The following is a 23,023-nucleotide window of genomic DNA, read 5'->3' on the forward strand; positions in this document are numbered from 1 at the left end:
TTAAAAGTTATTTTTTAATATTTTATAAGTAGGTTTGTTGAAATATTTCAAACAGCCGCATGAACGAATATTACAAAGATAAGGTGGTGGTGATTACGGGGGGAACGGACGGTATCGGCCGTGCCCTGGTGGATGTGCTGCTTGGCTTTGGAGCAAAAGTAGCCACCTGTGGCCGTAATCATGACAGGCTATATGCCCTGCAGGCGGCACACCCTTCATCTTTTTTGCATACCCTTGTTGCAGATGTGAGCATCGAAGCAGAATGCCAGCGCTTTATTCAATCAACGGTTGAAGTTTTTGGGCGTATTGATGTTCTTATTAATAATGCGGGTATCAGCATGCGCGGGCTTTTTAAGGACCTGGATGTGGCGGTGATAAAAAAGCTGATGGACATTAATTTCTATGGCGCCGTTTACTGCACCAAATTTGCGCTTCCCTGGCTGGTTCAAAGCAAGGGCGCCATTGTGGGCATCTCATCCATTGCAGGGTACAGAGGATTGCCGGGAAGAACCGGCTACTCGTCCAGCAAATTTGCCCTGCAGGGCTTCCTGGAATGCCTGATGACGGAGCTCCGCGATGACCAGGTGCATGTAATGTGGGTAAGCCCCGGTTTTACCGCTTCCGGCATCCGCGATAATGCGCTAAATGATAAAGGAGAAAAACAAAAAGAAAATCCCATGGATGAAGGCAAGATGATGACGGCTGAAACCGTTGCCTTAAGAATACTCAAAGCCATTAAACAAAAAAAACGCAGCATTGTGATGACCACCACCGGAAAAGAAACCGTCTTTTTGAATAAATTTTTCCCATCGCTTGCCGATAAGCTGGTTCACAAGTTTTACTTTAAAAACAAAGAGTTGATAAAGTAACAAATGGTTGTTTACTTTGCAGGATATGCCCGAAATATTAAATAAGTGAATCTACTGAACAGGAAATGAACTTTGTAACATTAACATCTGATATCGGATACCAGGATTATTTAGTGGGGGCCGTAAAAGCTCAATTGTTACAAGTAAATGCCGATCTGCAGCTGGTAGACATATCACACAATATTACACCCTTCAATTTCCCGCAGGCTTCCTATGTTTGCCGCGGCGCTTTTAAAAATTTCCCGGAATTTACCTTTCACCTGATACTGGTAAACCTTTTTGGTACCCGGCCGGAGAACCTGCTGGTCGCATTCCACAAGAACCAGTACATTATTTGCGCCGACAATGGGTTGCTGAGCATGATCCTGGAAGAAAAACCGGACATCATCATCGGCGTCCCCCTTAGCCGGAGCGCCGTTAAAAACACCCTCTACGTTACGGAGGTGATGGCCAAAACGGTGGAGCGCCTGGTAAACGGCGAATCCATACAAAAAATAGGGATCCCCGATTTCAGTTTCAGGGAAAAAAACCCATTGCAACCGTTGGTTGACAGCAGTTATATTGAAGGGCAGATCATCTTTATTGATAATTTTGAGAACGTCATTGTAAACATCACACGGGAACAGTTTGAGCAACAGCGCAATGGCCGCGGCTTTAAGATCGTATTTAAACGAGACGAGGTGATTGACCGTATCAGTGAATCTTATGCAGATGTACGGGAAGGTGATAAACTGGCCCTCTTTAACAGTGCCGGCTATCTGGAAATTGCCATTAACAAAGGAAATGCCGCCGGCCTGTTTGGGCTAAAGGGGTTTTCCGACAAGGCCAGCCAATCTTCCAATATCATGCAGAACCAGTTGCTTTACCAAACGGTACGGATCTATTTTGAATAGCTCCTGCTATCGCAGGAAAATTTCACGTTTAAGGTTCAATGTTCCAGGTTGGATCAGGCTCGTGCTCTTAGCATTCGGCATCAATACCAAAGCAATAAACGCAGTTTCAAAAAAGTTATCAGTTTTCAGTATGATCATCAAACATGAAAGGTAATCTAACCTGAAACTTTAAACGTTAAACCTGAAACAAGGCCTACTTCGTGTCAAACCACACCGGTTTCTGCTCATCCCAACTGCCCCCGTAGTTGATAAACAACTCCTCTCCCGACCCGATGTCTCTCACCGTTTGTATGGCTATGGAGTTGGTGGAATAGTCCATTTCATAGTCGCAGTTGGCCGTATAGGAATGATTATAAACCGGCACCCATCCCAGGGCCATGGCGCATTGCCCGGCGACACCCCACTCAAAAATATAGTCGTGTAAAAGCGTTTGGTCCAGCAGCTTCCGCTCCTTTTCCGACATTACGATCACCGGGGCGATCTCAATAACGGACCCCGCCGTAATCGCAACGCTTGTAAACACGCCCTTCCCCATTTTCTCCGTTCCGGCAATAAATAAACCAGGTGCAATCACGTTGTTCCCTTTAGAATATTTAATCAAAAAATAATACCAGCGACGCATCGCCTGCGGCTCCGTTTGCAAAATAAACGAAGTTCCCGCATTTCTTCCAAAAAACCGCCGGCTACAGGCATTAAAAGAAACAGGGCGTTTTGAAACTTTTCGTTTAACCGGTTGAATAAGGAATGAAAAATTTTATGTACGTTTGACGCATGTCTTTTGAAGAAGAAGATAAAACATTGGTAGAGTCTTTTAAAGAAGTCATTGCATCGGAAGACAAGCTGGAAATCAAAAAATTTTTGGATGCCCGGAATATTACCGATGTAGTGGATCTCATCTACGAAATGACGGAGTACGACAGTCAGATCATTGCAAACATGTCGGTACACCGGGCTGCCAGCGTTTTTAAACTATTGGAAACAAGCAATCAGAAAGACATCATTCATAAACTGCCGCCCAACAAGGCAGCAGAGCTGTTAAACGATCTGCCCGCGGATGACCGTACCGATTTCCTGGAGGAACTGCCCTCCAACGGGGTCCGGGAGCTGATCAAATTACTGGACCCCCAGGAGCGGAAGATCACCCTTTCCCTGCTGGGATACCCGGAAAACAGCATCGGGCGTTTGATGAACCCCGACTATGTCTATGTATACCCTTATAATACCATTGCCGAAGTTTTTGATATTATCCGCAAGTATGGCAAAAACAGCGATGCCATCAATGTCATCTACGTTATCAATCATAAGGGCGAACTGCTGGACGATATCCGCATCGGCGAATTTATTTTAAACCCTTCCGATACCCTGGTATCTGAGTTGATGGACGAACGCCGGGTCATTTCCTTAAATGCCTACGATGACCAGGAAACGGCCAGCGAGATCTTCAAAATGAACAACCGGATCGCGCTGCCGGTTGTCAGCCAGAGCAATAAACTGCTGGGCATCGTAACCATCGATGACGTACTGTGGGTGGCTACAGAAGAGTACAGTGAGGATATGCAGAAAATGGGGGGTACCCAGGCATTTGAAGAACCCTACCTGGATATTGCCATTTTTAAACTGTATAAGAAACGCGTGGGCTGGCTCATCATCCTCTTTCTCAGCGAAATGCTCACCGCTACTGCCATGCAGTTCTTCGAAGTGGAGATCGAAAAAGCAACCCTGCTGGCCCTTTTTGTTCCGCTGATCATGAGCAGCGGCGGTAACAGCGGCTCCCAGGCCTCCACCCTTATTATACAGGCTATGACCCTGGGCGAGGTAACCATTGCCGACTGGTGGAGGGTTATGCGCCGCGAGCTGTTTTCCGGGGCGATGCTGGGCCTCACGCTTGGCACCATCGGACTGCTGCGGATCATGATGTGGCAGCAATTGCACCTTTATGACTACGGTCCGCACTGGCTGCTTGTGGGGATCACCATTTTTTTTACCCTTATCGGCATTGTTCTGTGGGGAAGCCTGATCGGTTCTATGCTCCCCATTGTTTTAAAACGACTGAAGCTGGACCCTGCCACTTCCTCCGCGCCCTTTGTGGCCACGCTGGTAGACGTAACCGGCATTATCATTTACTTCTCAGTAGCCTATCTGGTATTAAAGGGCACACTTCTTTAAACAATATTTTAATAAACCTGCGCAATCGATTGCGCATATTTTTGTTTATTTTCGCTTTCTTAAACAAAAACACTCAATATCATGTGCGGAATTGTTGGTTATACCGGTACCCGGGAGGCTTACCCCATTATCATCAAAGGGCTAAAGCGACTTGAATACCGGGGCTACGATAGTGCAGGAGTAGCATTATTAGATAAAGATCAACTCAGGATCTACAAGAAAAAGGGAAAGGTAGCAGACCTTGAAGCGGCCATCGGAACCAAAAATGTAGTGGGTACAACCGGCATCGGGCATACACGTTGGGCTACCCATGGGGAACCCAGCGACAGGAATGCGCATCCGCACCTCACTAAAAGCGGCGCTATTGCCATGATCCACAATGGCATCATTGAAAATTATGCCCAACTGAAAAACGAGCTTATAAAAAAAGGCTACACGTTTTCGAGCGATACCGATACCGAGGTCCTGCTCTATTTTATTGATGAGATCCGGCAGCAGAACGACTGCTCGCTTGAAGAGGCCGTGCGCGTTGCGCTTAAACGGGTCACCGGCGCCTATGTAATTCTGCTTATTGAAGCCGATAACCCAGACACTATTATTGCGGCACGAAAAGGAAGCCCGCTGGTGATCGGGGTTGGCAGGAATGAGCACTTCCTGGGATCCGATGCCTCCCCCATGCTGGAATATACCAGGGAGGTGGTTTATATCAATGATTATGAGCTGGCCATTGTAAAACCCGACCAGCTTATCCTCAAAAACCTGGGTAATGAAAGCATTACGCCCTATGTTCAAAAACTGGACCTGGAGCTGGCCGCAATTGAAAAAGGGGGATTTGATCATTTTATGCTAAAAGAAATCTTTGAACAGCCCCAGACCATTTTCGATTGCATGCGCGGACGACTTCATTCCGCGAGCGGAACCATCACTATGGCCGGTATTCAGCAATATGCGGAACAGATCATTAATGCCAACCGGATCATCATCATTGCCTGTGGCACCAGCTGGCATGCGGGCCTGGTAGCCGAATACATTTTTGAGGAGCTCTGCCGCATTAATGTAGAGGTAGAATATGCCTCCGAATTCCGTTACCGGAACCCCGTTATCAATAAAGGGGATGTGATCCTGGCTGTGAGCCAGAGCGGCGAAACAGCAGACACCCTGGTGGCCATTGAAAAGGCAAAGGAGAAGGGCGCCATCATCCTGGGTGTGGTAAACGTGGTGGGTTCTTCCATTGCCAGAATCAGCCATGGCGGAGCCTATACGCATGCCGGCCCGGAGATTGGCGTAGCTTCAACCAAGGCTTTTACGGCCCAACTGGTGGTACTCACCATGATGGCCCTCAAGATCGCCTATATCAAGGGCAGCATTGACGAAAACCGGTATAAAAAACTATTGCTGGAGCTGGATGCCATACCCGAAAAAGTAGCGTGGATCCTGAATCATCACGAAAAAATAAAGACAATAGCAGCAAAATATAAAGACGCCCGCGATTTTCTTTACCTGGGCCGGGGTTATAATTTCCCCGTTGCACTGGAGGGCGCTCTAAAATTAAAAGAGATCTCCTATATCCACGCCGAAGGCTACCCCGCTGCAGAAATGAAACATGGCCCCATTGCCCTCGTTGACGATGCGCTTCCGGTGGTCTTCATTGCCAGCAGGGATGCCTTCCATGAAAAGATCATCAGCAATATGCAGGAGATTAAAGCCCGGAAAGGAAAAGTGATCGGCATCACTACCGAAGGCGATGAAACCGCCAGCGCCCTTTGTGATGATTTTATCAGTATTCCCGAGGCAGATGAGATCGTAGCCCCCATGCTCGCCGTGGTTCCGCTCCAGCTCCTCTCCTATTATATGGGCGTTGCCAGGGATTGTAATGTAGACCAGCCGCGAAACCTGGCGAAGAGCGTCACCGTTGAATGATTTTTTTTGTTTCAGGTTCAATGTTTCAGGTTGGATTCCGTTTGATGCTTGATGTCTGACTTTCAATCCTGGATATTGCTGCCGGAGACGCAACTGAAACTTTAAACATGAAACCTGGAACAGATCATATTCCATCCCTTCTAATGTCTAACATCTAGCCTCTAAAGTCTAATATCCAACATCTAAAATGAACCAGATCAAAAAGCACCCGGTAGAAAATCTGGGTTATAATTTTATTCCTACTGAATTTTTACCGGAGGGCAAGGATGAATTTTATATCCGTTTTCAGCAGAACCCTGCTACCGATTACCGGCAGCTCACCAAACAGGAAATTGCCATTCTCAAATCGAACGGCAACCGGTCCGACAATTGGTCGCAGGTGCTCGTCAGGGATGGGATCGATATCCTGCTTATTGAAGAATGCACTTTTTTTGGGTTGGTGCGCATTGGCCGGCTGGAACCTTATTTTTTAGAGTTCAGCCAGCTGCGCACTCCTGTAGGCCTTTACCGCAGCCTGATCGTAAGCTGTGATATCGGAAACAATGTAGCCATTAATAATGTGCGCCTACTGAGTCACTATATTATCGAAGACGAGGCCATCCTGATCAATGTTAACGAAATGTCCTGTACCTCCCACAGCAAATTCGGTAACGGCATTGTTAAAGACGGAGAGCCGGAGGACGTACGGATATGGCTGGAGATCTGCAACGAAAATGCCGGCCGCAAAGTGATTCCTTTTGACGGGATGCTGCCCGGTGATGCCTGGCTGTGGTCAAAATACCGGGCCAGTGAGTCACTACAGGAGGCCTTTAAAGCATTTACCGACCGGCAGTTTGGCACATTCAGGGGAACCTATGGAACCGTTGGCAAAAGAACCGTTATTAAAAATACCCATATCATAAAAGATGTAAAAATAGGCAGCGATGCGTATATCAAGGGCGCCAATAAATTAAAGAACCTTACCATTAACTCCAATGAAAACGCCAAATCACAGATCGGCGAGGGCTGCGAAATGGTAAACGGTATTATGGGCGCGGGCAGCCGTGCGTTTTATGGCGTAAAAGCCGTGCGTTTTATCCTGGCGCCCTTCTCACAATTAAAATACGGAGCCCGGCTCATCAACTCTTACCTGGGCGAAAACGCCACCATCTCCTGTTGCGAGGTACTGAACACCCTGCTGTTTCCGGCGCATGAACAGCACCACAATAATTCATTTTTATGCGCTTCCCTGGTAATGGGACAAAGCAATATTGCCGCAGGCGCTACTATCGGCTCCAATCACAATTCAAGAGCTGCAGACGGGGAGCTCCAGGCCGGACGCGGTTTTTGGCCGGGACTCTGTGTAAGTCTTAAACACAATTCCAAATTTGCCTCCTTTACCATGATCGCCAAGGGCGATTATCCTGCCGAGCTCAATATACCCATGCCGTTTTGCCTGGTAAGCAATGATGTGCACAACGACCGCCTCCTGGTTATGCCGGGCTACTGGTTTCAATACAATATGTACGCAATCCTGCGGAACGAGCGCAAGTTTGCCGACCGGGACCGGCGCAGGGAAAAAGCGCAGTTGCTGGAATATGATTTCCTGGCACCGGATACGGTCAACGAAATGTTTGTGGCCCAGCAGCTACTGTGCCGGTTTACCGGGCAGGCCTTTTATCAAAAGCACCAGCTCATTGGCGGCAGTAAGGAGTATGAACAAAAAGGGAAAGAGCTCCTGGAAAGTGATGCACCGGTTTTAAAGCAGCTGGAAATACAGGCAACGGGCCTCGAAAATTCGGGTCGCCCTGTGCACCTTATCAAAGTGCAGGAAGGCTATCTCCTTTACAAAAAAATGATTGCCTATTATGGCACCCGGCTGCTGATCGGGTACCTGCAAAAGAGCAACGACAAAAGCATCCATTCCCTGGGCCGGCTTTTTGCGGAGGCCGGAAGCAGATCAAACTGGTTAAATGCAGGCGGGCAGCTGATCCCGGAAGAAAATATCAATGCATTGATCCGGGACATCAAAAGCCGAAAGCTGGAGCAGGGATGGCAGCAGGTGCATGCATTTTATGAACAGCAAGCACTGTTGTACCCGGATCAAAAACTACAGCATGGTCTGGCAGCACTGATGGAAACCGCAAATTTTCAGCCAGATACGGTAACCCTCCCATTACTCCGGGAGCTGCTGCTTAATGCCGTTGATATGAAACAATGGATGGCGCAATCCGTTTATGCTTCCAAAGCCAAGGACTATGACAATCCTTTCCGGAAAATGGTTTATGATTCTACAGCCGAGATGGAAGCTGTTGTAGGCAGGCTAAAAGACAACCCGTTTATCAATGAGCAATTAAAAGAAGCGGAAGCCTTTGAAACCGAAACCCGGGCACTAATCGGCTTGTTAAAAGAGTGAAATGCAATCAGCATTGTTTGCGACCTGGTATAACCATGATTGATTGATTGCTTTTATTGTCCTTCATATTCCCCTTTTATGACAAAGAATGAACCACGAATAGTTCCCGCCAATTTAGATTTTTGTCTGGCAAACTTAAATTTTTCTAACGATTTTGGAATCTCCATTCCTTCAGATAGTTTAAATCCTACAGCTCTTTTTTTCGGATTATCAAGTGGGTATAAAACATTAATTCCAAGGCCGTTTTTGTAAAAAACGAACACCCATTTTATATTTTCAACCAGCAATATTGCTGTTTCCAGGGGTTTCGACTCTATTACAATTCCTCGTTCTTCCTTTAATATTTTATGAACCCAAGCGATGGTATCCATGCTTTCACCAGCTGGTGTAACAGTAAATTCAGTGTTGTATTTATTCGAAAAATATCGAGCTTCGTTTGCACGCAAACCGGCAAGGGCCTCTGCAACAGGAGAGGGTTCCAAGCCTGTTGTAGTCACGTTTTTAAAATCTATTATCATAGCCATATTGTTATTATTATTTATTTGTTATCAGGGATAGTCTTTCTGTCTGAAGGCCGGAAATACCAGGAAATAGCAATCAGAACAAGATACAGTAAAGAAGGAATCATCAATTTAAAAGTATCGCCCGATGCAATGTGGGAATACAATGCTCCGGTTACGGTGAAGAAGATTCCTGCATAAGCCCATTCTTTCACTAATGGAAATTTTGGAATGAGAAAGGCAATAACACCCAGTATTTTCCATATTCCAAGTAGGGTAAGAATGTAAGCCGGATACCCTAAATGTATTAGGTTTTCTTCGGTACCCGGTCCACCAGCCGGTATTCTGAATAGCTGTATAACGGCAGTAGATACCATACCCAAACACAACCAAATGGTTGCTATCCAATAAATTATTTTGTTTCTTTTTGTCATTTTACATTATTTTATATTGGCTATTATTTCCTGCAGTCTGTCGTGTGCCATATTTAGCCCGGTAGCAAAAGGTAGTTTTAGTTGTTCTGCCCTGTGCCGCTCCGATTTATAAATTATTTGAATAGTCAGTTTGCTTGCACTGTCGGTGATCTTTTCAAATTCCAAAAATTCAAGTTGAACACCAATAGGTGCATTTTCCATTTCAAATGTTCTAATGATTTTTTGGTTAGGAACAAATTCGTGAATGGTTCCATTTGCCTTAAATACAACGTTGCCATTATATGAAGTTTCAAACCGGTAACTTCCATGATTTTTACTTTCAAGTTTTATCACCTTTGTTCCCATCCATTGTTCAACAAGTTCAGGTTCCTGATAGGCTTTAAAAAGAAGTTCCACAGGTAAATCGAATTCCCTTGTTATGGTTAATTCCTGCTTGCCTTCCTCGGCATTGATCTTTGTTTTTTGTTCCATTTTTATTTTGCTTTAAATTTTTTCATTACAGATTCTAATTTGTCAAATCGATCATCCCACATTTTACGGAATGGTTCTAAAAAGTAGGCTACTTCTTTCATTTTTTGAGGATTTAAGTGATAGTAAATTTCCCTTCCGCTTTGTTCTTGTCTAAGTAATTCACACGCTGTCAGTATTTGTAAATGCTTTGAAACAGTTGGTCGTGCAGTGTCAAAGTTCGAGGCGATAGCGCCGGCTGTCATCGCTTGCGAAGCAATCAACAATAAAATGGCCCTCCTTGTCGGGTCAGCTATTGCCTGGAATACGTCTCTTCTCGTTTTCATTATGAAGTCATTTGACTACAAATATAAACGTAGTTATTTAACTACACAAATTTTTTTCATTTTTTTGTTCAGTAAATGTTCGGGGAAATATTGCAGGGTTTTGTAGTTATTGGTGCGCAGTTTTGTCACTTACGCCTGAAGGTTTTTGTCACTTTCTTAAAGCTCTCCAAATATTTATCAAACTCCTCCGCTGTTTGTCCAACAATAATATAGTAATCGCCACTTTCGTTAAATAACATTACTTGATATACCAATTCAGCTTTGCTGTCTTTTGTTTTTCCGTCAGCTACAATTTCATAACCTTTTAAATTGTCAACAGTAATTTCTTTGATTTCCCTAATATTGTTTTGTTCTCCTCCCGGGAGTTTTTTAAGTCGTTCTTCTGAATATCTCCTTTGGTTTTGTATTGAAACATTTGCAATTGCGTTACCCACAATCAAAGTCGGCTTTTCTGTGGGAATTTTCCCATCAGTTGAATAAAGCAAACTGCCAGACATATACTTAATTAGTTTAAAATCCGTGTCCTTGGTGTCAATTGCAAACGGTGCAGCCTTTAGAGGTTTCTCATTTTGGGATTTGTTATAGACTGTGGAAAGTAAAGCCACTCTAATTTGGGGTTCAATAACTTTTGAATTCTCCGGATAAATCCCGTTAACCAAAACGGTTCCCTTTGAGTCACCAAAGATTAAGATTTGTTTCAAATAGGTGCTGCCGTTAGCTGGTTGCGACACTTTAACTAAAGCAGCTTTGGAGTTGTTTAAGTCAATAGTTTGTTTGCTGATAAGCGTCATTCCACGTATCTTTAACGCTTCTGCAGTAAATCCGTCAACAAGTTGCTGATAAGGCGCAGGAAGTTCATTAATCATAATGGAAGCACCGGTTTCAGAACTTTGAAAGCCACTAAAAGCCTTAGCCGCAACAAATCCGCCTGGTGGAATAATACTACATTTTGTTCCTGAAACTTTGATATGTTTATCTGTCTGTCCGAAAGACAAGTTGCCGATCAGGAGTAAGGTTAATAAAATTCTGAATTGCATGTTTTGATGTGTCGTTTTAAAATTGCTACCAACGAGCCGGGTGTTGGCAAAGTATCAAATAAAAAACCGCTTCTATTTTTCTCCTGGTTTAAGTTTTTATCAGTCGTAAAGATATGGTTTTTTTTATCTCGACACGGGAGCACTCATTACAGTAAGCAATGTTGGTTCAACGGACCGTGTGTTGGGTGATAGATTTTGCAAGTATTATTTACCCGTTCTTTAATCAAAGAAAGGCTGTGTAAAACTTCATTCATACTTTCAATTCGTGTTCGGGACAATCAATTCGCAAATCAGCGGTATGTAAATTTTGATTAAGCAATTTACAAAAATGCTTTTGCCCTTTGTCTGATGATTGATAATAAACACACGACATACACATTCTTTGAATGGTAATTACTTCCGACCTGTTTAGGTGCCGAATAATATTGAGTAAACTCAAAAGCAAATTTTCTTTATCGCCCTGATGTAATTTATCAATAGGCCTGTGGATTTCTTTGGTAAAAAAAGATGTTTTATTCGCTATGTCATTGCCCTTTTTAGTCAGGTTAATCATATAGCTTCTTGTGTCGTGTTGCTCATATTCTTTGCTTATCAGATTTTTTCTTTCCAATGTTTTAATCGTGTCGCTAATTGTAGCTTTGGTCATATTAAACTCGTCTGCCAAATAGCTTACCTTTCTTTTTTCCTCGCTGTGATGAAGCAAAAAAATCAATACCTGAACCTGAATAGGACTTAAAGAAAACTCCTTGCTTTCCTGCCAAAGCAATACCCGGAAAGCCTGCGCAATCCGTTCAAGCGAAGCCACAATTTTACTTTCGGTGCTTCGGTTTTGATGAGCTAAGTCAAAATCTGATTTATCCATTATTTACAATTTCCCACTTCATAAACGAAATAATCTTTTTGTCTGACTTCATCTTCCCAATGTAATTTTATTTCAAAAAATAAGATTGACGATTTCGTTTTAATTGTTTGCAATGATAAAAATGCCCCACAAAGGTAGTTGTCCTAACAATGCGGGGCAAATTTTTCACCCTTTTACGTCAGCCATAGAAGCGCCAAAGTTGATGTGCAACACATTTCCGCTTGGTGTAACCAAAGCGGGAACAGATTTTACACCTGCTTTTTCTGCTTCGTCAATTCTGTTTCGCATTTCTCCAATGTGAACTACCTCCACATTGTCCGCACCGATAAGATTAATGATGTCTTGTTCTGCACTTACGCAAACAGGACAACCTGCGTGATAAAAAACTGATTTTGTCATTTCTTTAAATTGTTTAATTGTTATATGACATTATTGCCGATATAAATATAGTTAGTTATCCTAACTTAATATAAAAAAGACAAAAAAATCTTTTAGACAAGTCTTTCTTTCAGGACTTGTTCAAAAAAAATTGCCGGGGTGGTGAGTGAGTTTGGTCTTTAGTTTTGTCAGTCAGTTGATGTCCGCACGGTGGTCGGTTGGGGTCGTCAATAACGGGCCAGGGCTTTGTGAAGTGGCGGATTATATGCACTAACTTTCAGCCGAAGCACGGGCCTCAAATACAGTACAATAGAATTACCGTTGCTGATTGCTCCAATGTCAAGCCCAACTATTGGGAATGCCAATGTTGTAGGCCGCCTTACTTATTCTTGTAATCGGTTTTCGATTTCCATTCTTTGGTGTAAAACCCTAATAATTTCAATGTCCTGCTTTTCGGTAAGTTTATAAAAAATCAAATGGGACTTTACTTTTGAGCAGCGATAATTTTTCCTGATATGATTAAAATCTATTCCTGAATTTGGATTGTTGGCCAAATATTCAATCTCGTCAATGAGGAGATTGACATATCTGTCGGCTTGTTCAAGAGACCCGTTTTCAAAAGTGTATAGCCAAATATTTTCAATATCCTCCGATGCTTTAACACTAATTTTATAACTCATTTAGGTAAATATTTGCCGTGAAGATTTGTAACGAATTTCTTACGGTCAAATTTCTGAACAAAGCCCGACTTTTCTCCTTTTTTGGGTTCTTTAATCAATTCATTTCTTTTATTTTCTTCTTGTTCAAAAAGTCGTAAAGCAGTCCTAACAACTTCACTGGCTGAAGAAAAACGTCCGCTTTGAATTTGTGAACTAATAAAATTTTCAAAATAGTCGCCTAATAAAATTGAAGTGTTTTTTGCCATTGTCGTATGTTTTATCAAGAATACCAAGTATTGGTATAATTTCCAAATTTGAGGTGTGTTGAATGGTAGCGTACAACGAGCAGGGCTTTATGCCCTACACATACAAGATTGTGTCTGCCAGTCATAAATAGGATATTCAAAAAAAATGTCTGCTGGCATAAAGTTCTCGGGGATAAAAGTCGAAAACAGCTTGATTTGTGATGGGCACCATCGGTACATTGCCTCAATCTTTTGCTCTTATTCCCGTATTTTGCCACTGTTAGCTGTAGTTGTTATTTTTTAGTATTTTTTCAATATCTGCTATTGACGTAAAGACAGTTAACCATAAAGAAAACCCACAAATTACGGCTTGAATTCTTTGTAGTACGGGATTATTGCTTGATGTATTTATTAAAATGAAAATGCTTCCAGTCAAAATCATTATTACCGCACAAATATAATATTGCTTTATTCCTAAAAATATCGCCATCGGAATAAAATGTAGCCCAGATGTTGAGCCCCGAAGACGTAAAACCGGGAAGAGTATTGGGTTTGGCGCATCATGCGCGTCAAGTTGATTTTGCCCCCGGGGAGCTGCAGCGCAGCGCTGATCCTGTTAGTAAGCAACAATACGGGCAATAAAGGTGCAGCGCACCGGTAATTATTGCAGTTGGTATAAGCCCGGCGTACGAAATGACCGCCGCGCTGCGGCTATAGGAGGTTTTGGGCGCTCATAGTTATAAGGGTCGGCGGCGCGCTGCGCCTGTTTGCTATTAAAAGATGGGATTTTTTGGCGTGAAAGGCTTACCCTTTACATTTCATGGTAACAGACCTGTTCTTAACCTGGCGTGCATGCGCAAAGCGGGATAAAAGTCGGTGTCCCATGCATTCTATCGTGTGGACACATCTCCCGAAAATAATAAAATGCCTGATGCTTTGCCATCGTCGGATGTGCATCCGTTTAATAGCGAATATCATTGAAATAACACGAAATAGAAAGAGCTACAATATTCCCCGTTGGCGGAGGACAGAAAAGAATAACAAGGGCCGGCCGGCATCTGAAGGGGGGTGGACAAAAATCCGCCGCTTATTATCCACCCCCTTGCGTTAGTGGCTGATTGTTGAAATAACAAGCTCTTCCCCCCACCAGCGGGGATATGTTACAGGCACTCCATCCAAGTGCTAAGGAAACGACATTGATCCATCAGTCTCCTTAATGAACACCGCTCCTTAGGTAATCTGAATTCAGGAATGAAAACAGAGCCAACGTCAAACATTAAACGTCAAACCTGAAACCTTAAACCCGCGCCACCGCTTCCTCCCCGTACATCTGGTCCTTATATCTGAGAGAAGGCGAGGCAATGAACGGGCCAATCTCCAGCAAATTCCATTTTTCATCCACGGATTTAATCGTTGCATCATCGGCAACAATGATATTGGGCCAGTCCCGCTGAAAATTATCAAATGCTTTTGTTTTAATGGTGCCATCCAGCCCCATACAATGATACCCTTCCTTTACAGTAGGCGCCAGCAGGTGATCCCGCACAGGATCCAGGTTATTACAAAAACGCCAGAGCGCCAGCGCCAGGTCCGATGCATTGACCGTATGCTCAACATACAGAATCATTTTGATCAGCTCCATGCCCGGCAGCGCAGCTATTGCCCGGTGCAGCTCTTTTATATGCCCTTTACGATTCTTTTTTACAGAAACGATCAGGCAGGGGATCTGCTCCTTCAGCAATCTATCATTCACACCAGAGATCTCCTGAAAACGGCCGGTAAGCAGGGCCGCAAAATCCACCTCCGTTTCCGGGGTTAATGGCTGGTAATCATCCGCCGTTTCTTCCTCAAACTTTAGCGTACCATCAATGCACATCTTTCCGCCAAAGCCCATTTTGCTGCAACTATGATCCAGCACATCCATGGGTCCCTGACTGAAGGACACATCCGTTGCAGGGTTCAGGTTCCTAAATACCTCCCGGGCACAGGCCTTATAATTGCTCAACTTCATGGGGCTGCCATCTGCGGTTTGCGAAACCAGTACCAGGATCTTGTTAAACATCATTTGCCCGGCGCCCCACATGGCATTCATCACCTTTTGCCCCTGACCTGCATAATCTTTGTGGATCTTTGTAATAACCAGGTTATGAAAAACACCTTCCACCGGCATTTCCATATCCTCTATCTCCGGTACCAGGGTCATTTTGATGGGCGCCAGAAAAATACGTTCCGTGGCTTTGCCCAGCCATGCGTCTTCCTGCGGCGGAATACCCACAATCGTTGCGGGATACACCGGGTTCTTCTTATGCGTAATTGCGGTGATATGAAATTTAGGGTACCAGTCCGGCAGCGAATAATAACCGGTATGATCGCCAAAAGGGCCTTCCCAAAGCATTTCATCATTAGGATCCACATAGCCTTCAATCACAAAATCCGCATCGGCCGGCACTTCTATTTCCGGTTGACTGATGCATTTAACCAGCTCTACTTTCTTCTTACGCAGGAAGCCAGCCAGCATATATTCATCCACATTTTCCGGCAATGGCGCCGTGGCAGCATAGGCGTATACCGGATCGCCCCCCAGTGCAACGGCTACGGGCATTTTTTTATTCAGTTTCTTATACTCGTTAAAATGTTTGGCCGATACTTTGTGCTTATGCCAATGCATGGCAGTAAGTTGCGGGCCAAATACCTGCATGCGATACATGCCCACATTCCGGATATGATTGTTGGGATCCTTTGTATTAATAATGGGCAGGGTAATAAACGGTCCGCCATCCTGCGGCCAGCAGGTGATCACCGGCAGTTTTGTAATATCCGGAGGCCCGCCCCATTCTCCTCCCTGAGAAAGTGATTTTTCCATATACACTACTTCCTGGCAGACGCCCCTGCCCTTTTTGACCTTCGGCATCCAGGAGGCAAATTCGCCAAGCCGGGGCAGCAGCTTCAGCTTTTCAATAATCCCCTCTTTGGGGGCCGACAATAATTTGAACAGGTTTTCGATATCCCGGGCTACATCGTCCAGCTCGCTGACACCCAATGCCAGGCACATCCGTTTTTCGCTTCCGTATGCGTTCATCAGCACCGGAAAATCATAACCCGTGTTTTCAAACAAAATAGCCTTTCCCCCACCCGGTTCTTTACTCATGCGGTCGGTGATCTCCGCCATTTCCAGCTTTGGGTTTACGTATTCTTTTATCCGTACCAGCTCTCCCGCTTTTTCAATTGCGTCAATAAATTCCTGTTGATTTTTATATGCCATATTAATTTGAAAATGTGGAAATGAGTGAATGGTCAATAGTCAATAGTCAATGGTTCATATTTAAAATTAGCACCAAACCTGAAACCTTGAACTTTAAACCTTAAACCTTGAACAATCCTTTATACGCAACACCCAGCCCTGGTTGATTGTTGTAAATGAGTTTTCCGTAATCATACCCCAGGCCGGTTGCCACATCTTCCTCCAGCAACAACGGGCCGTCTACATCTACATGATCAATAAACGGGGCCAGGTGTGCAACAGCAGCGGATCCGATGGTGCTTTCGTTCATACAGCCGATCATGATCCGGAGATTCTTTTTCTTTGCATCTTTTATCATCCGCAATGCAGGTGTAATGCCGCTGCATTTCGTCAGCTTGATATTGATACCATGAAAATGCCCCACGCATTTTTCAACATCCTGTTCAAAAACGCAGGCTTCATCCGCATACAATGGCAGGGAGGACCGTTCATATAAAACACGCATATCTTCCCAGTTATCCTTTGCCAGGGGCTGCTCCACATACTCGACTCCCAGTGCCTCCAGCTGAGGGATCAGCTCCAATGCCGTATCCAGATCCCAGCCCGCATTGGCATCCACCCTAAAAGGTACATCGGTAACATTCCGCAAGGCTTTAATAACCTCCAGATCATCGGGGGTACCTACTTTTACCTTGTATACCGGCCAGGGGCGTTCCTTCAGCTTAGCTGCCATTTTACCGGGGGTATCAATACCAATCGTAAAATCGGTCAACGGACTATCGGCAGGGTTGCCCTTCCAAAGCGCATACAATGGCTTACCGGACAGTTTTCCCCACAGATCCCAGGCTGCCATATCCAGCGCACAGACCAGGAACGGGTTTTGTGGCAACAAATGATGCAGAAAATGCCAGTAACGCTCCGGCTCCGTAAAAGCAAAGCGTTCAATCATCCCTTTCTTTGCTTCCAGGTCTTTAATCATATCCTCCACAGATATATGGTAATAGGTGATCGCAGGCGCCTCGCCATATCCCTTTATACCAAAATGTTCCAACTCCACAATCAATGTGGGTTGGTACGTTTTTGTTCCTTTAGATATGGTAAAAGGATGCCTGAATTTTAAATTAAACGGGTAATAATTACACTTCACATTTTGCTTGCCGGTGTTCCCCCGGCCGGGTTTTGGCAAATGTAAGACAAAGCAGGGAATCGGTTGCCGGGCACCACAGACCTGCAGGGCACACGCATAAATTGGCTAAGCCACGAATGCACGAATAAAACGATTCTTTTATCCGTAAAACGATCCACACAAATAGCGCCGGCGGCGCAGGGAATTCTTGTTTATTTTACTTGAACAGAACACAACAGCTAATGCATTCTTGTCTTTGTGGCCATCTTTCAGACTTATTCATCCGCCCTGCACAGATCCGTGAATTGGTGCTATTCCCTTTTATTCAGCAGAACTCTGAAAAAAACCGTTTCTTTTTTGTAAATTTAAGCAGACAAAACAACGGATTATGAAAAAGCTTTTGGTGGTTACCGATTTTTCTGACGCAGCCAGCCATGCAGTGGATTACGCCTGCAACCTGGCCAACCGGCTGAATGCAGCACAGTTTTTTATACTGAATACTTATGAAAGCGTGCCCCTCTATGATTCGGGCGAAGCGGGTTCTCTTGCATTAAACATGCAGGAGGCCGATGCACTGGAAGATGGAAGAAGAGAGGAGCTGCAATTACTTAAAGACCGGATCCACAGCCTGCTGACCCCCACTGCAAAGTTAATCACGCTGGTCATCAATGATGCGCTGGCACCAGCTGTAAACCAGGTGTGCGATGAAGAAGACATTGATCTGGTAGTTATGGGTTTTAAACCGAAGGACGAACTGGAGACCTTCCTTGTGGGCGACAATGTGCAACGGGGGGTAGATAAGATCCACTACCCGGTGCTGCTTGTGCCCCGGGATGCGCCTATTTCCATTCCGGATAATATTGTGCTTGCATCCGATTTTAAGGAATCGCTCAGCAAATCTATCCGGATAAAGCTGCATAAGTTCCTGGAGCGGTTCAATGCACGGGTAACGGCGGTACACCGTTGTATGAAAAGCCAGTTGAACGAAAGGGAATCCAAACTGGCCGATGAACTGCAACTGGAGTTGCAGGATTATCATTTCCGGCTACACCTGGCCAGCAACCTGGAAGATCTGCCAACGGCGGTACGGGCGCTTGCAAAGGAAGATAATGCATCCTTGATCATCTCCATCCATAAAATGCGGAGTTTTCTTGCCGGCCTGTTCCACAAAAGCATCACCAAGAACCTTGCCTGGCGCAGCGAGGTGCCGGTATTGGTGTTGCACATGGAGTGAAGTTCAAAATTTCATGTTTAAAGTTCCACGTTAGAACCGTTTACTACTTGATGATCATCTGATAACTGAATACTGAAAGCTAAACGCTGTTTCCTGCCCCGCAAACCCATTGACTATTGCCTACTCACTATTCACTACTCCCCATTGCCTATCGCCTCCGAAGGATGCTCTTCGTCCGGCAACACTTCCAGTTCCGCCAGGTATTTGCCGGGGATCTGTTTGTTTACCTTTGCTTCCAGACTGCGGATTTTTTCAAACCGGCCAATGATGGTATTGCCTTTTTTTGTGCCCTCCTTCAGGTGATTCATAGCATCGCGATGGGCTTTGGAGGCCTGACTTAATGCGCCCTCTACCCGCTCCATCTCTTCCAGAAAAAGTACAAATTTATTATACAGTTCGCCGCATTGGCGGAAGATCTCCTCTACATTCTTTACCTGGTTTTCCTTTTGCCAGAGCAGTTTTACCACTTTTAAGGTAGCCACCAGGGTTGTTGGGGTAATGAGCACAATTTTTCGCTTCAGCGCCTGGCCAAACAGGTCGGGCGCCTGGTTTAATGCCAGTGTAAGTGCTGATTCTACCGGCATGAAGAGGAAAACATAGTCTGGTGTATTGAGCCCGGCGAGAGATTGGTAATTCTTATCTGCCAGTTTTTCGATATGATCCGTAACACTGCGGATATGCAGCCGGAGCTGTTCCTGTTTGATCTTGGGGTCAGCTGCGTTAAAGTAGTTAACATAGGCCGTTAATGAAACCTTGCTGTCGATAACAACGTGTTTGCCATTGGGCAATTTGAGTACAAAATCAGGACGGCGGATATTTTCCTCCGCTGCGTCCCTGTAAACTTCTTCCCGTGTATAATCGATGTATTGCTGCAGCCCTTCAGTTTCGAGGATCATATTGAGCCGGTCTTCGCCCCAATTGCCCTGCATCTTCACCTCTGCTTTTAAAGCGGTGGCCAGGTTCCTTGCATCATCGCCCAGCTGCACATTCAATTGCTGTAAACGCTCAATTTCCTTTTTCAGCGAGGTTAATTCCTGTATATCTTCCTTGCGGGTAGCTTCTACTTTTTCCCGGAATTGGTCCAGGTTGGCCTTCAGCGGTTCCAGGATGGTATTCAGCTCTTTTTTATTTTCATCTACAAAGGTTTTCTTCTTTTCCTCCAGTACATCGGCGGCTAGTGTTTTAAACCGCTCTTGTGAAAACCGGTGCAGCTGCTCAAGCTCCGCTGCAAATAAGTCCACCTTCTCCTTCAGCGCATCTTCCTTTTCCTTCATGGCAACAAGCTCATTACTTAATTGCAGGATCTGCCCGTCGCGCGCTTCCACTTCTGACCGGGGAAATTTTTTTTCAGATTCCCGGGTCAGATTCAGCAATTCCTGCTGCCGGTGCTGTGCCGCCCATTTTTCATCTTTTAACGCTTCCTGCAGCGCCCGGATGTTCTCCTGCAGCAGCTCCCCTGCTTCGCGGGCAATATAGTGCTGTTGAACTTCCTCCCGCGACAGACGGGAAGCTTTTGCCTGTTCCAGCAACCCGATCTGCTGCTGCAATGTCTCCACCGCAGACCGGGGTACCATCCATCTTTTTGCCGCCAGGTACCCGGCACCTCCACCAATGAGCAACCCGGCAAGTAAATACAATGTTTCCATAAATAAATCCCTTCAATAATAAGAGCCTTTTTAAATTCCAAACAAATGCTAAAGCCAATCTTAACACAAAGATCAACTAATTATTCCGGAATCCCGTTAGTCAACCTTTCATTTTTGCGGTTCAGGACTGGCCATTTAACTTTGAGTGCATATGAAAAGAAAACAAACGATCCTGCTTTTACTCCTGGTGCTGCCGGGGATCTTTCATGCGCTTTATGCCCAAACAATTTTCTTTGCAGACCCTGCGGGCAGCGATAAAAATGCCGGGAGCATGCGATCACCCTTCCGTACGCTTCAGAAAGCCCTGTCTGCCGCGGCATCCGGAAAGGGAGCTGTGAGCATTTTTCTAAGGGGCGGTACCTATTACCTCGACACAACCCTGGTGCTTCGGGCAAACCAGTTCCGGCCGACCTCGCTTACACTTGCCAATTATAAAAACGAAGTGGTGAACATCAGCGCCGGCAAAAAGTTACAACCCCATTGGACGCCTTTTCGCAACGGGATCCTTAAAACATCCGTACCCCCGGGTTTGGTATTTGAACAGCTTTATGTAAATAACCAGCTGCAGGTACTGGCGCGCTATCCCAATTACGATACCGCTGCAAGGGTATTTCACGGAACGGCGGCCGATGCCATCAGCCCGGAAAAAGTACGGCAATGGCTAAACCCCACCGGAGGCTATGTGCACGCCCTGCACGCACACGAATGGGGCGGGTTTCACTATCGCATTGAAGCAAAGAAAACCGACAGCACCCTCCGGCTGAACGGCGGCTGGCAAAACAACCGGCCGGCCCCCATGCACAACCAGTACCGCTTTGTAGAAAACATTTTTGAAGAGCTGGATGCTCCGGGAGAATGGTTCCTGGATCGTTCCAAAAATGAACTGTATTATTATCCGCCCAAAGGGATGGACCTTTCCAGGGCAACGATAGTGGTTTCTGTTTTAAAAAACAGCATGGTGCTGAAAGGAGATCCGGGCAAACCGCTGCATCATGTAACCCTGGCCGGGCTTAATTTTCTGCATAACGAACGCAGCTTTATGGATACCCGGGAACCATTGGTCCGCAGCGACTGGACCATTTACCGCGGAGGAGCTGTATTGATGGACGGAACGGAAAACTGTGCCGTAAAAGACTGCAATTTCAGAGAGATCGGCGGCAATGCCATCATGATCAGCAACTACAATAAAAATGACACCGTCAGCGGCTGCCATATTTCATTTATTGGCGCCAATGCCATCAGCTTTGTTGGCGATCCGCGGGCACTGCGCTCCCCCTCCTTCCGCTACGAGGACTATATTCCTTACAACCAGCTGGATAAAACGCCCGGACCCCGTTCAAACAACTATCCCCAACACTGTATTGCAACCAACAACCTGCTGCACAACCTGGGGCAGATCGAAAAGCAGGCAACAGGGGTTCAGATAGAAATGGCAGCCGCCATCACCGTGAGTTATAACAGTATTTACAATACGCCGCGGGCGGGGCTCAATATAGGCGATGGTGCATTTGGCGGACATTTGCTGGAGCACAACGACGTTTTTAATACCGTGCTCGAAACCGGCGATCATGGCGCTTTTAATTCCTGGGGAAGAGATCGCTACTGGTCGGCAAACAGGCGCTATATGGACAGTCTTGCGGCCCTCCATCCCGAACTTATTTTACTGGACGCGCAGCAGCAAACCATTATCCGTAACAATCGGTTCCGCTGTGATCATGGCTGGGATATTGACCTGGATGATGGTTCTTCCAACTATCATATTTATAACAATGTTTGTCTCAACGGAGGCATCAAACTCAGGGAAGGTTTTTACAGGATCGTAGAAAACAATATCATGCTCAACAACTCCTTCCACCCCCATGTTTGGTTTCAAAACAGCGGCGATGTATTTAAGCATAATATTGTTATGAAAAAATATTTTCCCATACAGATCCGGTCATGGGGCAACGCCGTAGACTCCAACTTCTTTCCCGATGCCGGCGCATTGAAACAGGCACAGGAAAATGGCACTGACCGGCATAGCATCGCGGGCAAGCCGGCTTTTTTAAACCCGGCGGCGGGTGACTATACCATTGCCCCGGGTGCACCCGAATTCCGGACGGGATTTAGGAATTTCCCGATGCTGTTTGGTGTGCAAAAGAAAAGCCTACGCAAGATAGCGCTACAGCCCTCCATTCCTGTTCTGGCAGCGCCGGGAAGTATAACCGGTAAATCAACAATCGCCGGCTTCCTGGGTGGCAGGGTAAAATCGGTTGAGGGGCTTGGAGATCGGTCGGCCTACGGCCTTCCTGATGAAACCGGGGTTATTATTGTTGAGGCCCCCGGCAACAGCTTGCTGGCCCAATCGGGCCTGCAGGAAAGGGACGTGCTGCGCAGTGCCGATGGCAAGCCGGTAAGCGAATTGAAAGACCTGCTGGAAGTGTACAGCAGCAGCAATTGGAAAGGACGCATCCCGGTTACGCTCATCCGCAATCAGCAGCCGGTGCAACTGGAATTAAAAACCCGGTAGCTGCTGACTGCTTTCCGGGTTATTTTGTTTATAAACCGGATAAGATATTGGAAGGATAAACAGGATCTTCTTTTTTACTTTACAGTCTAAAACAAGCAATTCGTTATCAAGCCCG

Annotated in this window: 20 protein-coding genes; 7 read left to right on the forward strand and 13 right to left on the reverse strand. The window is 45.5% G+C overall.

Annotated elements, in window-relative coordinates:
• The first annotated feature begins 59 nt into the window (after positions 1-59).
• Together GGU45_RS09835 and GGU45_RS09840 are read left to right on the forward strand one after the other, a co-directional pair.
• Positions 60-869 carry an SDR family oxidoreductase gene (locus tag GGU45_RS09835; RefSeq protein WP_435224247.1) on the forward strand — a complete coding sequence of 270 codons (810 nt, stop codon included), beginning with the start codon at positions 60-62 and terminating at the stop codon, positions 867-869.
• Positions 870-934: 65 nt separating this feature from the next.
• A complete protein-coding gene (locus GGU45_RS09840) occupies positions 935-1,762 on the forward strand; it encodes an SAM hydrolase/SAM-dependent halogenase family protein (RefSeq protein WP_435224249.1) in 828 nt (275 codons plus the stop codon).
• Between the two features lie 193 nt (positions 1,763-1,955).
• On the opposite strand, the gene GGU45_RS09845 is transcribed toward GGU45_RS09840, so the two are convergent.
• Positions 1,956-2,405, reverse strand: a complete 450-nt coding sequence (locus GGU45_RS09845; RefSeq protein ID WP_435224251.1) for an SET domain-containing protein — start codon at positions 2,403-2,405, stop codon at positions 1,956-1,958.
• Between the two features lie 128 nt (positions 2,406-2,533).
• Here GGU45_RS09845 and mgtE point away from each other — a divergent pair, with 128 nt between their 5' ends.
• From mgtE to GGU45_RS09860, 3 genes are all read left to right on the forward strand, one after another.
• The gene (gene mgtE, locus GGU45_RS09850) at positions 2,534-3,928 is read left to right on the forward strand and encodes a magnesium transporter (RefSeq protein WP_435224253.1); all 1,395 of its coding nucleotides are present in this window, start codon (positions 2,534-2,536) and stop codon (positions 3,926-3,928) included.
• An 81-nt stretch (positions 3,929-4,009) separates the two neighbouring features.
• On the forward strand, positions 4,010-5,848 hold the full coding sequence (gene glmS, locus GGU45_RS09855) for a glutamine--fructose-6-phosphate transaminase (isomerizing) (protein WP_435224255.1): 1,839 nt from the start codon (positions 4,010-4,012) through the stop codon (positions 5,846-5,848).
• A 187-nt stretch (positions 5,849-6,035) separates the two neighbouring features.
• Positions 6,036-8,243, forward strand: a complete 2,208-nt coding sequence (locus GGU45_RS09860; RefSeq protein WP_435224257.1) for a DUF4954 family protein — start codon at positions 6,036-6,038, stop codon at positions 8,241-8,243.
• A 53-nt stretch (positions 8,244-8,296) separates the two neighbouring features.
• Here the strand turns inward: GGU45_RS09860 and GGU45_RS09865 are convergent, their stop codons facing one another.
• The 11 genes from GGU45_RS09865 to GGU45_RS09915 form a co-directional block, all read right to left on the reverse strand.
• On the reverse strand, positions 8,297-8,767 hold the full coding sequence (locus GGU45_RS09865) for a DUF8821 family protein (protein ID WP_435224259.1): 471 nt from the start codon (positions 8,765-8,767) through the stop codon (positions 8,297-8,299).
• A gap of 14 nt (positions 8,768-8,781) precedes the next feature.
• Positions 8,782-9,177, reverse strand: a complete 396-nt coding sequence (locus tag GGU45_RS09870; protein ID WP_435224261.1) for a DoxX family protein — start codon at positions 9,175-9,177, stop codon at positions 8,782-8,784.
• 6 nt (positions 9,178-9,183) lie between these two features.
• Complete coding sequence (locus GGU45_RS09875) at positions 9,184-9,648, reverse strand: SRPBCC family protein (RefSeq protein ID WP_435224263.1); 465 nt, start codon at positions 9,646-9,648, stop codon at positions 9,184-9,186.
• 2 nt (positions 9,649-9,650) lie between these two features.
• On the reverse strand, positions 9,651-9,971 hold the full coding sequence (locus tag GGU45_RS09880) for an ArsR/SmtB family transcription factor (protein ID WP_435224265.1): 321 nt from the start codon (positions 9,969-9,971) through the stop codon (positions 9,651-9,653).
• 125 nt (positions 9,972-10,096) lie between these two features.
• Complete coding sequence (locus GGU45_RS09885) at positions 10,097-11,008, reverse strand: hypothetical protein (protein WP_435224267.1); 912 nt, start codon at positions 11,006-11,008, stop codon at positions 10,097-10,099.
• 250 nt (positions 11,009-11,258) lie between these two features.
• The gene (locus GGU45_RS09890) at positions 11,259-11,870 is read right to left on the reverse strand and encodes a MarR family winged helix-turn-helix transcriptional regulator (RefSeq protein ID WP_435224270.1); all 612 of its coding nucleotides are present in this window, start codon (positions 11,868-11,870) and stop codon (positions 11,259-11,261) included.
• Positions 11,871-12,035: 165 nt separating this feature from the next.
• Positions 12,036-12,269 (reverse strand): thioredoxin domain-containing protein, encoded by a 234-nt coding sequence (locus GGU45_RS09895; RefSeq protein WP_435224272.1) that lies wholly within the window; start codon positions 12,267-12,269, stop codon positions 12,036-12,038.
• A gap of 362 nt (positions 12,270-12,631) precedes the next feature.
• Complete coding sequence (locus tag GGU45_RS09900) at positions 12,632-12,928, reverse strand: type II toxin-antitoxin system RelE/ParE family toxin (protein ID WP_435224274.1); 297 nt, start codon at positions 12,926-12,928, stop codon at positions 12,632-12,634.
• Complete coding sequence (locus GGU45_RS09905; RefSeq protein WP_435224276.1) at positions 12,925-13,173, reverse strand: type II toxin-antitoxin system ParD family antitoxin; 249 nt, start codon at positions 13,171-13,173, stop codon at positions 12,925-12,927. The genes GGU45_RS09900 and GGU45_RS09905 overlap by 4 nt, the downstream gene beginning before the upstream one ends.
• Positions 13,174-14,449: 1,276 nt before the next feature.
• Positions 14,450-16,414: a menaquinone biosynthesis decarboxylase gene (locus GGU45_RS09910; protein ID WP_435224278.1), complete on the reverse strand. Its 1,965-nt coding sequence runs from the start codon at positions 16,412-16,414 to the stop codon at positions 14,450-14,452.
• 100 nt (positions 16,415-16,514) lie between these two features.
• The gene (locus GGU45_RS09915; protein WP_435224280.1) at positions 16,515-17,540 is read right to left on the reverse strand and encodes a dipeptide epimerase; all 1,026 of its coding nucleotides are present in this window, start codon (positions 17,538-17,540) and stop codon (positions 16,515-16,517) included.
• Positions 17,541-17,907: 367 nt separating this feature from the next.
• Between GGU45_RS09915 and GGU45_RS09920 the strand changes: the two genes are divergently transcribed.
• Positions 17,908-18,753, forward strand: coding sequence for a universal stress protein (locus tag GGU45_RS09920; RefSeq protein ID WP_435224282.1), 846 nt, complete (start codon positions 17,908-17,910; stop codon positions 18,751-18,753).
• A gap of 134 nt (positions 18,754-18,887) precedes the next feature.
• Here the strand turns inward: GGU45_RS09920 and GGU45_RS09925 are convergent, their stop codons facing one another.
• The gene (locus tag GGU45_RS09925; RefSeq protein ID WP_435224284.1) at positions 18,888-20,399 is read right to left on the reverse strand and encodes a DNA recombination protein RmuC; all 1,512 of its coding nucleotides are present in this window, start codon (positions 20,397-20,399) and stop codon (positions 18,888-18,890) included.
• 151 nt (positions 20,400-20,550) lie between these two features.
• Here GGU45_RS09925 and GGU45_RS09930 point away from each other — a divergent pair, with 151 nt between their 5' ends.
• Entirely contained in the window at positions 20,551-22,908 is a 2,358-nt protein-coding gene (locus tag GGU45_RS09930; RefSeq protein WP_435224286.1) for a PDZ domain-containing protein, read from the forward strand.
• The last annotated feature ends 115 nt before the right edge of the window (positions 22,909-23,023 follow it).

Origin of the sequence: Niabella hirudinis, assembly GCF_051201075.1 — a bacterium.
Classification (GTDB): domain Bacteria; phylum Bacteroidota; class Bacteroidia; order Chitinophagales; family Chitinophagaceae; genus Niabella; species Niabella hirudinis.